16 protein-coding genes and 2 tRNA genes are annotated in these 12,983 nt (G+C 63.9%); 16 read left to right on the forward strand and 2 right to left on the reverse strand.

Annotation, left to right across the window (positions count from 1 at the left end; translation table 11 throughout):
• Window positions 1-149 precede the first annotated feature (149 nt).
• Together HALDL1_11595 and HALDL1_11600 are read left to right on the forward strand one after the other, a co-directional pair.
• Complete coding sequence (locus tag HALDL1_11595; protein ID AHG04171.1) at window positions 150-3,428, forward strand: hypothetical protein; 3,279 nt, start codon at window positions 150-152, stop codon at window positions 3,426-3,428.
• Window positions 3,429-3,735: 307 nt separating this feature from the next.
• Window positions 3,736-4,362, forward strand: a complete 627-nt coding sequence (locus tag HALDL1_11600; GenBank protein AHG05314.1) for a hypothetical protein — start codon at window positions 3,736-3,738, stop codon at window positions 4,360-4,362.
• 4 nt (window positions 4,363-4,366) lie between these two features.
• On the opposite strand, the gene HALDL1_11605 is transcribed toward HALDL1_11600, so the two are convergent.
• A complete protein-coding gene (locus HALDL1_11605; GenBank protein AHG04172.1) occupies window positions 4,367-4,582 on the reverse strand; it encodes a hypothetical protein in 216 nt (71 codons plus the stop codon).
• Window positions 4,575-5,609, reverse strand: a complete 1,035-nt coding sequence (locus HALDL1_11610) for an ATP-binding protein (protein AHG04173.1) — start codon at window positions 5,607-5,609, stop codon at window positions 4,575-4,577. The genes HALDL1_11605 and HALDL1_11610 overlap by 8 nt, the downstream gene beginning before the upstream one ends.
• Before the next feature lie 138 nt (window positions 5,610-5,747).
• On the opposite strand from HALDL1_11610, the gene HALDL1_11615 reads away from it, so the two are divergent.
• The 14 genes from HALDL1_11615 to HALDL1_11680 all read left to right on the forward strand — a co-directional run bounded on the left by HALDL1_11615 (window position 5,748) and on the right by HALDL1_11680 (window position 12,867).
• Entirely contained in the window at window positions 5,748-6,707 is a 960-nt protein-coding gene (locus tag HALDL1_11615) for a radical SAM protein (GenBank protein ID AHG04174.1), read from the forward strand.
• Between the two features lie 133 nt (window positions 6,708-6,840).
• Window positions 6,841-6,923, forward strand: a tRNA-Ser gene (locus HALDL1_11620).
• A 22-nt stretch (window positions 6,924-6,945) separates the two neighbouring features.
• Entirely contained in the window at window positions 6,946-7,461 is a 516-nt protein-coding gene (locus tag HALDL1_11625) for a 30S ribosomal protein S13 (protein ID AHG04175.1), read from the forward strand.
• Window positions 7,461-7,973, forward strand: a complete 513-nt coding sequence (locus HALDL1_11630) for a 30S ribosomal protein S4 (protein ID AHG04176.1) — start codon at window positions 7,461-7,463, stop codon at window positions 7,971-7,973. The genes HALDL1_11625 and HALDL1_11630 overlap by 1 nt, the downstream gene beginning before the upstream one ends.
• A gap of 7 nt (window positions 7,974-7,980) precedes the next feature.
• Entirely contained in the window at window positions 7,981-8,364 is a 384-nt protein-coding gene (locus tag HALDL1_11635; GenBank protein AHG04177.1) for a 30S ribosomal protein S11, read from the forward strand.
• 2 nt (window positions 8,365-8,366) lie between these two features.
• Entirely contained in the window at window positions 8,367-9,110 is a 744-nt protein-coding gene (locus HALDL1_11640; protein ID AHG04178.1) for a DNA-directed RNA polymerase subunit D, read from the forward strand.
• Between the two features lie 127 nt (window positions 9,111-9,237).
• Window positions 9,238-9,322, forward strand: a tRNA-Leu gene (locus HALDL1_11645).
• Window positions 9,323-9,355: 33 nt separating this feature from the next.
• Complete coding sequence (locus tag HALDL1_11650; protein AHG04179.1) at window positions 9,356-9,709, forward strand: 50S ribosomal protein L18; 354 nt, start codon at window positions 9,356-9,358, stop codon at window positions 9,707-9,709.
• Window positions 9,706-10,143: a 50S ribosomal protein L13 gene (locus HALDL1_11655; protein AHG04180.1), complete on the forward strand. Its 438-nt coding sequence runs from the start codon at window positions 9,706-9,708 to the stop codon at window positions 10,141-10,143. Before HALDL1_11650 ends, HALDL1_11655 begins: the two co-directional genes overlap by 4 nt.
• The gene (locus tag HALDL1_11660; protein AHG04181.1) at window positions 10,137-10,535 is read left to right on the forward strand and encodes a 30S ribosomal protein S9; all 399 of its coding nucleotides are present in this window, start codon (window positions 10,137-10,139) and stop codon (window positions 10,533-10,535) included. Before HALDL1_11655 ends, HALDL1_11660 begins: the two co-directional genes overlap by 7 nt.
• Before the next feature lie 12 nt (window positions 10,536-10,547).
• On the forward strand, window positions 10,548-10,748 hold the full coding sequence (locus HALDL1_11665) for a DNA-directed RNA polymerase subunit N (GenBank protein ID AHG04182.1): 201 nt from the start codon (window positions 10,548-10,550) through the stop codon (window positions 10,746-10,748).
• The gene (gene rpoK / locus HALDL1_11670) at window positions 10,745-10,924 is read left to right on the forward strand and encodes a DNA-directed RNA polymerase subunit K (protein AHG04183.1); all 180 of its coding nucleotides are present in this window, start codon (window positions 10,745-10,747) and stop codon (window positions 10,922-10,924) included. Before HALDL1_11665 ends, rpoK begins: the two co-directional genes overlap by 4 nt.
• Window positions 10,925-12,121, forward strand: a complete 1,197-nt coding sequence (locus tag HALDL1_11675; protein AHG04184.1) for an enolase — start codon at window positions 10,925-10,927, stop codon at window positions 12,119-12,121. It begins immediately after the preceding gene.
• On the forward strand, window positions 12,118-12,867 hold the full coding sequence (locus HALDL1_11680) for a 30S ribosomal protein S2 (GenBank protein ID AHG04185.1): 750 nt from the start codon (window positions 12,118-12,120) through the stop codon (window positions 12,865-12,867). The genes HALDL1_11675 and HALDL1_11680 overlap by 4 nt, the downstream gene beginning before the upstream one ends.
• Window positions 12,868-12,983: the final 116 nt, after the last annotated feature.

The following is a 12,983-nucleotide window of genomic DNA, read 5'->3' on the forward strand; positions in this document are numbered from 1 at the left end:
ATAATGAAGGTCTGCCGTAGACGCGGCGGAGACCCTGATTTCGGAGTGGCTGGCCGGTAACTCACCGGCCATAATATCCTCAGCGCCGTTCCTGAAATTTTATATACCATATCGAACATTCAACTATTCGTAGTGTGAAAGCAGACTGGCTGCTGGCCGTGCTCGTACTACTCGCGGCCGCGACTACACCGGGAATCGCCACCTCGAACGAACCCCCGCTCGCCGACGCAGGCCTCGACCAGACCACCACTCGCGGATCCACCGTCTACCTCGACGGGGGTGGCTCCCGCGACCCGGACGGCGTCGTCTCTAGCTACGAGTGGACCGTCACCACTCCGGCCGGGACGGCCACGACCCTCGACTGCGGGAACTGTGAGCGATCGCAGTTCCAGGCAACCAGCGTCGGTACGTACGAGGTGACGCTCCAGGTGACCGACGATGATGGCGCGACGGCGACGGACACCCTCTACGTGACCGTCGAACCCGGGGCTCCACCCGACGCGTCACTCGCGGGTCCCAGTCGGCTCACGACGGGTGCACGGGGTGAGTTCACCGCGGACATCACCGCCGGCGCAGCACCACTCGAGCGCGCCATCTGGTACGTCGACGGGGAGCAACGTTTCACGTCGTCCCTCGACGACTCAACGGCTGCGCCGGAACACCGTGTTCGGTTCCCGACGACGGGCACTCACGAGGTGACAGTCGTCGCGGTCGATGCCGACGGTCAGCGGGCCGAGGCCACACGGACTGTGGCGGTCACACGGCCCACTACGCCACCGTCCTCGCCGACGGGAGGGTCCAGCGGTTCGTCAGCAGAGACCGACACCATCGACGGTCCTCGCGTACTCACCGAGAGCGACGACCTCCGTGGCGAGTACGTCCTCAGTGGGACTGCGAGCGGGAGCTGGCACGTCGACGGACAGCGGGTCGCAACGGGTGACTCGGCCTCGCTCGCGTTCACCCCTGGGAGGCACGGACTGTACGCAGTTCCGAACGGTGGCTCCTCGGGTGTGGCGACTTTCCCCGACGGTAGTCGGACTGTCGTGGCGGACCCCGCCCCAGACGTCTCCGAGCTCGACATCGAGAACGGCAGTATCGTCTCTCTAGACGTGCAGGCGACCGACGCCCTCGGGAATCTCGAGTCACTCGTCATCAGCGTCGACGGTCAACCCGTCGAGACACTCACCACGGGGAATTTCCGGAACGACCGGACCGGTAGGAGTCTGAGCACTGTGAAGCGTCTCAGTTCGCTCGACCCTGGAAAACACATCGTGACGGTGGAGGCCCGCGACCGTCGCGGGCAGATCGAAACTGTCGTTCGGACGGTGACTGTCCCCGGACCTCCGAGGGTCGTCTCTGCCGGGTTCGTTCAGGAGGGGCCGCTCGACCAGTATCACCCGCGAATCCACGAGTCACGGTACATGGCGACGTATCGTGTTGTGATTGACTTGAACGGGGTATCCACAGATGCAGTTAAATCTCGGGTAAAATTGACATATACTGGTGAAGAGTCGGAGATTCGGAGAGAGACCAGATCAAATGGTGACATTCTAGTCATAGAGAAGAATGCGTATAACCGGAATTTAGGAGAGATAAAAGGGAAGGCAGGAATCCACTTCATATCGGGAGAACCAATACTGACAGATATCTCAACAATAAAGGTGACTCCTTCACCACCCGAGATTCGCGTCTCAGTTGTCACTCCCCAGGCGGATGACGGCCCTGCTAGACCTGGAATTGAGTTCGACGCGAGTAATTCGTTCGATCCCGACCAAACGAAATTAGATTACGATTGGTACGGAGTTGATGGAGATCACACAGAAGGTCCACAAGCGACCCTGGATTCGTTCAAGCTCGCAAAGTTGGAGCTTACGGATTCGCACGAGCAAACGAGTAGTACGAATGGCCTCTTGAGGTGGTTCGCCCCGGACCTGCGCAGCGCCCAGATTACTAATCGAGGACCATTCTATCCGAACGAGACGGTCACGTTCTCGGTGCGGTCAAAACTCTTCCACTTCTCCAAGCCGACGTACGGAGATTCGGTGTCTGTCAACCTGAACGTCGACGAAGGACGGGTACTGCGAAAAGAGCTGTTGAGGGGTAGAAGTGACGAAATCGGCGCCCCGGACGCGGAGCCGAGTTCACGCCAGTATCGATGGACTGTGGCAGTCCCAGCACGAGCATTCGTCGAGAATGATGAGCCGTTGATAGTTAGCTCGTATCCGACCGAACACCCGACTGTCGAGTACGAATCTCCTCTTCCAGAACCGTCGGTGTACGTACTGGTGAAAACCGAACTGCGTGATGTGGCGACGTCCGTCAGCTACCTCGTCGAACGGCCGGAATACAAGTCGCGGACTACCGCCAACGAGGAGTATCGCGACACGCTTCTCGAAAACGGCTACGACGTCGCGTTAGTAACCAACAGTGGCCGTGAGTACCTCATCGAAGAGCGCGTCAAAGTCGAGGAGGCCGAGTACGACGTCGAACGCCAGCAGTTCCGGCAACGAGGCCGTCGTAGCGACTTCCTCGAACTCCATCCTGACTGGTCCGACGCAGGCTCGAGGATGGAGACTCGCAGATGGACGACGACCGAACGTGAGTGGCGATCCAGCCGAAGTGGCTCCGGGACGTTCACCGGTGAGACCCGTCGCAAACTCGTAGAACGCGGTGCGTATCGAACCCAGAAGCAGTTCCGGTACGAGGAGACCGAGACCTACGAGACGACAGAGACCTACGAAGACACGTACACTACTACCGAAACGGAGGTTGTGACACGGGAGCGGTGTACTGCTTTCGGCTGTGTCCCTTACCAGACGACGGTCACCGAAACGGAACACCACACTGTGACACGAACGCGGGCTGTAACCCGGACGAGAACGGTGGAGAAGACGTACTGGTCGGAGGTCCCCCGGGACTGGTCACACGAGTACACCGGCAGGAAGCGTCAGATTACGCTCAGGGAACCTGAGTACGAACGACAGTACGAGTTCGAATTCGAGAAGAGGCATTCGGAGACAGTGTACGTCTACCTGGCCGAAAACCGAACGAAAGTCGAACCAGCAGCGTACGAGTGGCAAATCGAGAGGACGGTGACGAGACGGTCGGTGGCCGAAGTTGAGGCGATGGCTCCGAATACGCGTATCGGTGCGAGTCGTCCGACAAAGGAGTGGGTACTCGAGAAGCAAGTTGGGACCGAAGTGGTGACGCTAGATCACACCAAACCAGAGTGGGACGTCCTCGAAACGATCGGACGAGGAGAAGCCACGATTGTCGAGCAGTACGTACGCCACCAAGGGAAGCAGACCTTTGGTCGACATACTCGAGAGCGACAAATCGAGGTTAACCTTACGTCCCGTGGGTTTTTACCAGAGGAATCGGTTAGAAATATAGTAATCGAGGAGATGAAGCCAAACAATGAGGAGTAGTCAACTGTTCACGCTGATTGTTGTGGTGCTGCTCATAGCTACGAGTCCCGTGCTCGTAGGTGGCTCTAGTAAGCAGTCCGGGAACCCGTGTAACGGCGCTGAAAAGAAGATCGTCGTAGACAAGGATCCCACGTTCAATTCACACGTCAAGTATACCTTCCAGTTCTCGCCAGAAAAGAACCAGTATTGTGTTCTAGTTGCAAACAAAGGAGAGCACAAAACTGCGAGTGCTTTTGGAGCAACCGTGGATGATAGGACTGCTGCGCCTGAAATGCCGACACTTCAGCCCGGTGAGTCGAAATTCGTAGTGAAGAACGTCACAGAACACCTCGACGTCAAACGGGACAACCACACAGTCACTCTAGGCGTGTTCGAAACAACGTACGTCTACAACTTCACACAGGAGATGAATGCCAGCGACCCCGACGTTCCAGCACCTTACATCGAGAACGTCGAGGTCGTCCGGTACGACGAAAACAGTTCGACGGCGCTCAAAGTCGCCGTCCGGAACCCGACGAAGCGGGGGTACGGGATTTACGTCCAGGCGAAAACGTTCGAGACGAAGAACGTGGACGATATCGGCGCACCGCAGGAGAACGAGACGCGCGTGTTCACGCTACCACTGAAAGAGGCCAGCGGCGACGTCGTCGCGGGGAAGGTTCGAGTCTTCGACAACGTGGGAGAACCCGAGGGCAAGTTCGACCAGAAGGAGTTCCTGGCGAAACCCGGCAACGACACCAAGGCGTGGGACGACGAGTTCGAGACAATGCCGGGTGTCGGCGACAGCCCCGACTACAGCAACGAGTCGGCTCGACAGTACCGCGACGGATACGTGGACGACGACTACCTCTCTCCCCGCAATCAGAAGATTGGAGCGGGCCTCACAGTGGCCCTCCTGTTCGTCGGCGTCCTCTGGCGCCGTCGCCGTCGATAAACCGTCAGCGGTCGATACCGCCTTGCTCCGATATCTGCAGGATGTTCCGCATGTTGAGGTAGACGTGTTGGGGGTCTGTGTCCTCGCTGTCGTCGTAGATATCGCTGACGCGGTGGACGAGCGCGGCGATGCGCTCGGCCTCTTCGGTCTCTTTCTCTCGGAGTTCGTCGGCGACGGCGCGGAGCGCGTCGCGTTTCTCGGTGTCGTCGAAGTCAGTCATCGCTGACACTCCGGCGGTTGACGAACCCGAGCATGTCGGCGGTCTCTGCGGCGAACTCGCGGAACGACTCTCCGGTCTGGTTGTCGTCGTCGAGGACCACGGGTTGGCCTTCGTCGCTACCGGTGCGGACGCTCGGGTCGAGCGGGATAGAGCCGAGGAACGGGAGGTCGTTGTCCTCGGCGAACTGCTCGCCGCCGCCGCTGCCGAAGATGTCGTGGTCGCCGCCGCAGTCGGGACAGACGAACGTGGCCATGTTCTCGACGATACCGAGGACCGTGGTGTCGTGGCGGCCGAACATACGCAGCCCCTTCCGAGCGTCGTCGACGGCCACGTCCTGCGGGGTGGTGACGACGACGGCGCCGGTGAGCGGGACGGTCTGGAGGAGCGTGAGCTGCGTGTCGCCGGTGCCCGGCGGGAGGTCGACGACGAGGTAGTCGAGGTGGCCCCACTCGACGTCTTCGATGAGCTGGGTGAGGACCTTGTGGACCATCGGGCCGCGCCAGATGACGGGGTCGTCCTCGCCGATCATGAACGCCATGCTCATCAGCTTCATCCCGTACTTCTCCGGCGGGACGATGGTCTCGTTCTCGGTGGCCTGCGGGTGGTCGTCGGCGTCGACCATCCGCGGGACGTTGGGGCCGTAGATGTCTGCGTCGAAGAGACCGACGCGGGCGCCGCGGTCGGCGAGACCCGCGGCGAGGTTGACGGCGACGGTAGACTTGCCGACGCCGCCCTTCCCGGACGCGACAGCGACGACGTTCTTGACGCCAGGGAGAACGTCCTGGCCGTTGCGGTCGGGGATGGCCGCGGTGAGGTCCGACTCCAGGCCGGCGTCGGCGAGCACCTCGCGCACGCGGGCAGCGATGTCCGTCTCGGCGGGGGAGTACGGCGCGCCGAGCGCGAGCGAGATGGTGACCGTGTCGCCGTCCACGTCGAAGTCGTTGACGAGCCCCAGCGAGACGATGTCGTCGCCGAGCGCGGGGTCCTCGACGTCCCGAAGGAGCTCCCGCACGTCGTCTTCGTTCATGGCTGCGAGTAGGACGTGGCGTGCCGATAAGGGTTGTGTCGAACGGCTGTCGGTGCGTCCGATCGAGTAACCACATTTGGTTACGAATGGGCCGTTTCCACCCGCGGATTTAAACGTCTCTGCGTGGGACGTTAGGCCATGCTCTCGGACTCGTTCGGGCGTGAGGTGTCCGGCGTCCGCGTGTCCCTCACTGACCGGTGCAACTTCGACTGCGTCTACTGCCACAACGAGGGACTCGGGGACACGCGGGGCCCGATGGACCCCCGGGACCACGAGATGAGCGCGGACGACGTGGTCCGGTTCCTCGATGTCGCCGCCGAGTTCGACGTGGAGGCGGTGAAGCTCACCGGCGGGGAACCGATGCTGCGCGACGACCTGGAGGAGATAATCGAGCGGACGCCCGACTCGATGGAGGTGTCGATGACGACCAACGGCACCTTCCTGCCGGGGCGGGCCGAGGACCTCGTGGACGCCGGGCTCGAACGGGTGAACGTCTCCCAGGACGCCCTGGACGCCGAGGACTTCAAGGCGCTCACGAAGAGCGGGACGTACGAGCGCGTCCTAGAGGGCGTCCGGGCGGCCGTCGACGCCGGCCTCGACCCCGTGAAGCTGAACATGGTCGTCTTCCGGAAGACGGCTGGCTACGTCCCGGAGATGGTCGACCACGTCGCGGAGAACGACGCCCTCCAGTTACAGCTCATCGAGTACATGCCGGAACTCGCCGGCCACCCGGAGTGGGCGGTGGACATCGAGGACGTCCACGACTGGCTCGCCGAGCGCGCCGACCGCGTGGAGACGCGAGAGATGCACGACAGGCGGCGCTACTGGGTGAACGGCGGCATGGTCGAGATCGTCGACCCCGTGGGGAACGAGGAGTTCTGTGCGAACTGCCACCGCGTGCGCGTCACCCACGAGGGCTACCTCAAGGGCTGTCTGAACCGCAACGACGACCTGCGGTCGATGGGCGAGATGACGAAACCGGAGATCCGCGAGGCGTTCCGGGAGACGATCGAGAACCGGGTGCCGTACTACGGCGAGTACATGGTCGAAGACGGGGATGGTGGCTGGGAAGTGAACGACGACTACATCGAAGTGTGAGGGACGGCGCGGGGTGTCGGTGGGCCAGCCTTTCGTGATGTTTAAGTACGGGCCGCGATTTCTCTCAGACGCAGTCACTGTAGGGGCCCAGGCCCCGAGTCCGGAAGGGCGAAGATACACCAACGAAAGTCGTGTCGTGGTAGCCTAGCCTGGTCAAGGCGCAGGGTTGCTAACTCTGTGGCGTAAGCCTCCGGGGTTCAAATCCCCGCCACGACGCCTTTCCGCAAGACACCAAATCATGAGTTCGGAAGAACAACAGGACGCGGACGAGGACATTCGATACTTCGTCCGCATCGGTCAGACAGACCTCGACGGGACGAAGACCGTCGAACGCGCCCTCGCGGAACTCGACGGCGTCGGCCGTCGCGTAGCGCGAGTCATCGCGGACGACTCCGGCGTCAACCGCTCGGCGACCATCGGCCGCCTCGACGACGACGACATCGACAGCGTCAAAGAGGCAGTCGACGGGTTCACCGAGCACGCACCGGAGTGGCTCGCGAACCGCCGAAACGACTTCTACTCGGGCGAGACCCGGCACATCACGGGGAACGACCTCGGTCTCACCCGCGACCAGGACATCAACCGCATGCGGATGATCCGTTCGTACAAGGGCATCCGTCACGAGCGCGGACAGAAGGTCCGCGGTCAGCGCACGAAGTCCACCGGTCGTACCGAGGGCACCATCGGCGTCAACGTCGAGGCTATCAAGGAAGAACAGGCAGCAGAAGAAGCGGCGGAGGGTGATGAGGAATAATGGCGCTTCCAGGCGAGAACACCAAGTTCTACGAGACGCCGAACCACCCCTACCAGGGCGAACGCATCGCGGAGGAGTCCGACCTCGTCTCGCGATACGGCCTGAAGAACAAGGAGGAGTTCTGGCGCGCGCAGTCTAAACTGCGCAACTTCCGTCGCGAGGCGCGACGGCTGCTCGGCGAGACCGGCGAGGTCTCCGGCGAGGAGTTCGTCAGCCGCCTCCAGCGCATCGGGATCCTCTCCAACGAGGAGAGCCTCGACGACGTCCTGTCGCTCGACGTGACGGACGTCCTCGAACGACGCCTCCAGACCGTCGTCTACCGCGACGGCCTGGCGAACACGGTGGGGCAGGCCCGCCAGTTCGTCAACCACGGCCACATCACGGTCGACGGCGCTCGCGTCACCGCACCGTCGTACACGGTGCCGGTCGACGAGGAGACCGCCATCGAGTTCGACGAGCGCAGTGACCTCACCGACGAACTGCACCCGGCTCGCGCCGGTGCACAGGAGTGACATAAGCATGGCTGACGACACCAAATGGGGCATCGCGCACATCCACGCCTCGTTCAACAACACCATCATGACGGTCACCGACGAGACGGGCGCAGAGACGCTCGCAAAGTCGAGTGGCGGTTCCGTGGTGAAGCAGAATCGGGACGAGGCGTCGCCGTACGCCGCGATGCAGATGGCAGAACAGCTCGCAGAGAACGTCCTGGACCAGGGCATCGAGAAGGTGCACGTTCGCGTGCGCGGTCCGGGTGGCAACCTGCAGCGGAGCCCGGGTCCGGGCGCGCAGGCCGCCATCCGGGCGATGGCGCGCGCCGGCCTCGAGATCGGCCGCATCGAGGACGTCACCCCGGTCCCCCACGACGGGACGCGACCACCGAAGAACAGCGGGTACTAACCATGAGTACGGACTTCGACGTCGAATTCATCGAACGCGGCGACCGGGAATCCCTGTTCGTCGTCCGCAACATCACGCCGGCGTTTGCGAACGGCATCCGGCGAGCAATCCTCGCCGACGTGCCGACGCTCTCCATCGAGGACGTGCGGTTCGTGGAGAACTCCAGTGTGATGTTCGACGAACAGATCGCGCTCCGTCTCGGGCTGGTGCCGCTGACCACGCCCGACGACTTCGCGGTGGGCGACACCGTGACGCTCGCGCTCGACGTCGAGGGTCCGGGCACGGCGTACTCCGGCGACCTCGTCAGTTCCGATCCGGACGTCGAGGCCGCCGACAAGAACGTCCCCATCATCGAGCTCAAAGACGACCAGCGTCTCGAGTTCGAGGCCGACGCGGTGTTGGCCCACGGCCGCGACCACGCCAAACACCAGGGCGGCGTCGCTGTCGGCTACCGACACCTCCAGCAGGTGGACGTGGTCGGGGACCGCGGTGAGTACGCGGACGACGAGCCAGAGATGATTCGAGGCGTCGTGGAAGACGACGGCGAACTCGTGCGGACCGAGGAGTTCGACAACGACCTCACCGAGCGCTATCCGGAGCAGGAGGTCGAAATTTCGGACGTCCCCGGCGCGTTCGTCTTCCACGTCGAATCCGACGGCTCGATGCCCGTGAGCGAACTGGTGCTCCGGGCGGTCGACACCCTGGTCGACCGCGCGGACGAACTCGAACAGGCAGTCCAACTGTAACAAATGTCCAATCCGACCCCTACTACCGCGCCGGCGTCCGTCCCTGCCCCGGGACCCACGGGTCCGGCAATCGAAATCGGTAAGAAGGGTCGGGGGCAACTGAGAAGCGTAGCGCCACCGAGGCCGTGCAGGGATAGCCAAGTTAGGCCAAAGGCGCAGCGTTCAGGGCGCTGTCCCGTAGGGGTTCGCAGGTTCAAATCCTGCTCCCTGCACTCGCTTTCTCACGATTTCCAGGAGTTAGGAGCATGAGCAAGACAAGTCCGAGACTCAGCAGTCTCATCGCCGAACTGAAGTCCGTCGCCCGAGATTCGGGCGCGGACGTCTGGCACGACGTCGCGGGTCGGCTGGAGAAGCCGCGCCGCACGCACGCCGAGGTGAACCTGAGTCGCATCGAACGATACGCGAACGAGGACGAGACGGTCGTCGTCCCCGGCAAGGTGCTGGGGTCCGGCACGCTTCGAAAATCCGTCACCGTCGCTGCCGTGGATTTCTCCGGCAGCGCGGAGACGAAGATCGAGCACGCCGACGGCGACGTCGTCCATCTCGAACAGGCAGTCGAACAGAACCCAGACGGCAACGACGTACGGGTGATCCGATGAGTCTCGCAGAATTCGACGCCGACGTGGTCGTCGACGCCCGGGACTGCATCATGGGTCGCGTGGCGAGCAACGTCGCCGAACGCGCACTCGCCGGCGAGACGGTCGCCGTCGTGAACGCCGAGCAGGCGATCATCACCGGCGCGCGAGACGACATCCTCGGGACGTACAACAAGCGCGCGGAGCTCGGCTCCGACAGCGGTCCGTACTACCCGAAGCGCCCCGACGGCATCTTCAAGCGCGCCGTCCGCGGCATGCTCCCGTACAAGGAGCAGGCCGGCCGCGAGGCGTTCGAGAACGTCCGCATCTACGTCGGCAACCAGACCGGCGAGGACGGCGAGGTGCTCGAGGGGACGTCGCTCGACCGACTCTCGAACATCCGCTTCATCACCCTCGCCGAAGTCTCCGAAGAACTGGGGGCAAACGTCACATGGTAACCAACACGTCAGGCAAGAAGAAGACGGCTGTCGCTCGCGCCACCGTGAGCGACGGGAAGGGTCGCGTGCGAATCAACTCCACGCCCGTCGAGCTCGTCGAACCGGAGATGTCCCGCTTCAAGATGCTGGAGCCGTTCCGCATCGCCGGCGAGGACCTCCGCGACGGGGTCGACGTCGACATCGACGTCTCGGGCGGCGGCTTCGCGGGTCAGGCAGACGCGGTCCGCACCGCCATCGCCCGCGGGCTGGTCGAACACCTCGGCGACGCGGAGCTCCGCGACGCCTACCGGGAGTTCGACCGCAGCCTGCTCGTCAACGACGTCCGCCAGAGTGAATCCAAGAAGTGGGGCGGCCCCGGTGCCCGCGCCCGCTACCAGAAGTCCTACCGCTGAGGTGATCGAGCTATGATGGTACCAGTCCGGTGTTTCACGTGCGGTAACGTCGTCGGCGAGTACTGGGAAGAGTTCAAGGCACGCGCCGACTCCCACGACGGCGACGAGGACCCAGCGGACGTGCTGGACGACCTCGGCGTGGACCGGCACTGCTGTCGACGGATGTTGATCTCCCACCAGGACCTGGTCGACGTGGTCTCCCCCTACCAATGAGCGAACTACAGCACTTCAATCGATACGAGAAGGCACGCATCATCGGTGCGCGAGCACTGCAGGTGTCCTACGGGGCGCCCGTCCTGGTCGACACCGACCAGACGGAGCCCATCCTCATCGCGGCCGAGGAGTACGACGCCGAGGTGCTCCCGTTCACGGTCCGGAGGGAGAACTGAATGACGCGCATCGAGGCCGTCCGATTCCGCCCGGTGCTCGACTCCCGCGGCAACAAGACCGTGGAGGCCGAGGTCACCACAGAGAGCGGCGGGTTCGGCCGTGCTATCGCGCCGTCGGGCGCGAGCACGGGCGAGTACGAGGCCGTCGAACGCCCGGTCGACGAGGCCATCGCGGCGGCCCGTGAACACGTCGCCCCGCGCCTGAAGGGCCGGGAGTTCGCCGGCGACCAGCGCGGCGTCGACTCGGCGCTGCGCTCGGCCGACGGCACGGAGGACTTCTCCGAGATCGGCGCCAACAGCGCCGTCGCCGTCAGCATGGCGACCTCGAAGGCCGCCGCGGACGTCCTCGGTGTGCCGCTGTACCAGCATCTGGGTGGCGCGTTCCGCGGCCGGAACTTCCCGGTTCCGCTGGGGAACGTCGTCGGTGGCGGCGCACACGCCGCCGACGCGACCGCCATCCAGGAGTTCCTCGCGGCCCCCGTCGGCGCGCCGAGCGTCCGACAGGCCGTCTTCGCGAACGCCGCCGTCCACGAGCGCGTCGGCGAACTGCTCGACGAGCGCGGTGTCCCCGCGGCGAAAGGGGACGAGGGCGCGTGGGCGCCCTCGGTCGACGACGCCACCGCCTTCGAGGTCGTCTCCGAGGCCGTCAGTGAGGTGGCCGACGAGTTCGGCTTCGACATCCGCATGGGCCTCGACATGGCCGCCGCGGAGTGCTTCGAAGGTGGCGAGTACGTCTACGGCGACGAGACCCGCTCGACCGACGAGCAGATCGAGTACGTCGCCGGCCTCGTCGACGAGTACGACCTCGCGTACGTCGAGGACCCCCTCGACGAGGACGCCTTCGAGGCGTTCGCCGAACTCACCGACAGGGTCGGCGACCAGACGCTGGTCTGTGGCGACGACCTGTTCGTGACGAACACCGAGCGCCTCGGACGCGGCATCGACGAGGGCGCGGCCAACAGCATCCTCGTCAAACCCAACCAGATCGGGACGCTGACCGAGGCGTTCGACGCCATCGAGCTCGCGACCCGGAACGGCTACGACGCCGTGGTCTCCCACCGCAGCGGCGAGACCGAAGATACGACCATCGCACACCTCGCCGTCGCCACCGACGCCCCGTTCATCAAGACGGGCGCGGTCGGCGGCGAGCGCACCGCCAAGCTGAACGAACTCATCCGCATCGCGGACGAAGCATGAGCGAGAACGAATCCGACACAGAGGCCGAACTCGAGGACGCCCCCGAGGAGCAGGAGCAGCCTGCCTCCGAGGAGGGCGCCGAAGGCGAGGTCCAGACAGACGAACAGTCCGCCGAAGAACCGGAGCCGGAGTCCACGGCCACCGAGGACGTGATGTCCGACGAGGAGGCCGACCTCCTCATCCCCGTCGAGGACTACCTCGGCGCCGGCGTCCACATCGGTACCCAGCAGAAGACCAAGGACATGGACCGGTTTATCCACCGGGTCCGTACCGACGGTCTCTACGTGCTCGACGTCTCGAAGACGGACGAGCGCATCCGCACCGCTGCGGACTTCCTGGCGAACTACGACCCCGAGCAGATTCTGGTCACGTCCAGCCGCCAGTACGGTCGCTTCCCCGCGGAGAAGTTCGCGGAAGCGGTCGGCGCGCGCGCCCGGACCGGCCGGTTCATCCCGGGAACGCTGACGAACCCGCAGTACGACGGCTACATCGAGCCGGACGTGCTGGTCGTCACCGACCCCATCGGTGACGCGCAGGCAGTCAAGGAGGCCATCACGGTCGGCATCCCCGTGATCGCCATGTGCGACTCGAACAACCAGACGAGCAACGTCGACCTCGTCGTTCCGACGAACAACAAGGGGCGGCGCGCGCTGTCGGTCGTCTACTGGTTGCTCGCCAACGAGACCCTCGACCGGCGCGGCGCGGAGCCGACGTACGCCCTCGAGGACTTCGAGGACGGCCTCTAACCCCGTTTCCGACGTCGACGCAGTACCTTTCTCGAACTGGCGTCAGTACGCTTCGGCAGTGGCGACGCCGTCGCTGTGCGAGAACAGGCGAGGGGACCGAACGGGGAACGACGGTT

It is taken from the genome of Halobacterium sp. DL1 (genome assembly GCA_000230955.3).
Classification (GTDB): domain Archaea; phylum Halobacteriota; class Halobacteria; order Halobacteriales; family Halobacteriaceae; genus Halobacterium.

Coding starts and splice junctions, on each gene's coding strand:
- HALDL1_11650 (AHG04179.1), top strand. CDS start 9,356: ATGAGCAAGACAAGTCCGAGACTCAGCAGTCTCATCGCCGAACTGAAG.
- rpoK (AHG04183.1), top strand. CDS start 10,745: ATGAGCGAACTACAGCACTTCAATCGATACGAGAAGGCACGCATCATC.
- HALDL1_11660 (AHG04181.1), top strand. CDS start 10,137: ATGGTAACCAACACGTCAGGCAAGAAGAAGACGGCTGTCGCTCGCGCC.
- HALDL1_11675 (AHG04184.1), top strand. CDS start 10,925: ATGACGCGCATCGAGGCCGTCCGATTCCGCCCGGTGCTCGACTCCCGC.
- HALDL1_11615 (AHG04174.1), top strand. CDS start 5,748: ATGCTCTCGGACTCGTTCGGGCGTGAGGTGTCCGGCGTCCGCGTGTCC.
- HALDL1_11655 (AHG04180.1), top strand. CDS start 9,706: ATGAGTCTCGCAGAATTCGACGCCGACGTGGTCGTCGACGCCCGGGAC.
- HALDL1_11635 (AHG04177.1), top strand. CDS start 7,981: ATGGCTGACGACACCAAATGGGGCATCGCGCACATCCACGCCTCGTTC.
- HALDL1_11625 (AHG04175.1), top strand. CDS start 6,946: ATGAGTTCGGAAGAACAACAGGACGCGGACGAGGACATTCGATACTTC.
- HALDL1_11640 (AHG04178.1), top strand. CDS start 8,367: ATGAGTACGGACTTCGACGTCGAATTCATCGAACGCGGCGACCGGGAA.
- HALDL1_11630 (AHG04176.1), top strand. CDS start 7,461: ATGGCGCTTCCAGGCGAGAACACCAAGTTCTACGAGACGCCGAACCAC.
- HALDL1_11610 (AHG04173.1), bottom strand. CDS start 5,609: ATGAACGAAGACGACGTGCGGGAGCTCCTTCGGGACGTCGAGGACCCC.
- HALDL1_11605 (AHG04172.1), bottom strand. CDS start 4,582: ATGACTGACTTCGACGACACCGAGAAACGCGACGCGCTCCGCGCCGTC.
- HALDL1_11665 (AHG04182.1), top strand. CDS start 10,548: ATGATGGTACCAGTCCGGTGTTTCACGTGCGGTAACGTCGTCGGCGAG.
- HALDL1_11680 (AHG04185.1), top strand. CDS start 12,118: ATGAGCGAGAACGAATCCGACACAGAGGCCGAACTCGAGGACGCCCCC.